The 900-nt window shown below is 19.9% G+C and carries 2 protein-coding genes; both read right to left on the bottom strand.

Going from position 1 to position 900, the window contains the following annotated elements; translation table 11 throughout:
- Positions 1–207: 207 nt before the first annotated feature.
- Positions 208–534, bottom strand: a complete 327-nt coding sequence (locus RI68_RS04505) for a restriction endonuclease subunit S (protein ID WP_083848785.1) — start codon at positions 532–534, stop codon at positions 208–210.
- A 37-nt stretch (positions 535–571) separates the two neighbouring features.
- The gene (locus RI68_RS02755) at positions 572–850 is read right to left on the bottom strand and encodes a hypothetical protein (RefSeq protein WP_017193715.1); all 279 of its coding nucleotides are present in this window, start codon (positions 848–850) and stop codon (positions 572–574) included.
- Positions 851–900 lie beyond the last annotated feature (50 nt).

Raw genomic sequence — 900 nt, 5'->3', positions numbered from 1 at the left:
TTAACTTATTTTTATTATAAAAAAATTTCAGTTATCAAAATAAAAGTAATTTTTTAATAGAACTCCTTTTTATTTAAAAAATAATTAATTAATCGTCACTATATTGATATTCTCACCCGTTTTTTAACCGTGTAATTGAATGATAGAATTAATTCTTTTTTTATAATCTGCTAATTGATTGTTTGATTGAATTTATAGAAATAACAGTTATCTTGAAACAAGACCTTTACCATATGGCAAAGATTTAATATAATTTTCCATGAACTGCCAATCTGGATTACCTGTTTTATCAATTGGTAATTTTATTCTACTATTTCTTATTTTTTCATTATTCCATTTTCGACCATAACTAAATCTATATTTTTTTTTTTTTTCGATAATTGTAATTATAAAAAAAGCGCTATAAATATTCAAATTTGTAGAATATAAAATTGTTATATCAGCGGTTGCATAAAAATCTATATTTTGATAAAAACTAACACCTACAGAAACATTATTTGCAATCGTAATACTATTCGCTAAAAAAAAGTTGATTACCTTTTTTCACTTTACAATTTAAACCATTATTCAATTATGTAGAATTTATTAAAGGAATTTTACTTTCATCAGAATTTACTTCTAAATTAGAAATAATTTCCTTTCCTCTCTTAATCTTATTAAATAGATTATCTATTTTAAAATATCTCCATTTACTAGGTGTTAAAATAATTTTGTGACCATTATTAAGAATTCTTTTTTTCAAGTTTTTTATTTTTAACATTTCATAATTATCATTATTATTCAAAAATTCAAAAGCTACAAAATCTTTTATTTTTTTAATAAAATCTTGAAACACTCCGTTTTGAATCATGATTTTAATTTTTAAAGTAAATTTTTTTTATTTAGAAAATTATTTAAAAT

It is taken from the genome of Vaccinium witches'-broom phytoplasma str. VAC, assembly GCF_000309405.1.
In the GTDB taxonomy this organism is placed as follows: Bacteria; Bacillota_I; Bacilli_A; order Acholeplasmatales; family Acholeplasmataceae; genus Phytoplasma.
This window is presented reverse-complemented; position numbering and strand designations above follow the sequence as displayed.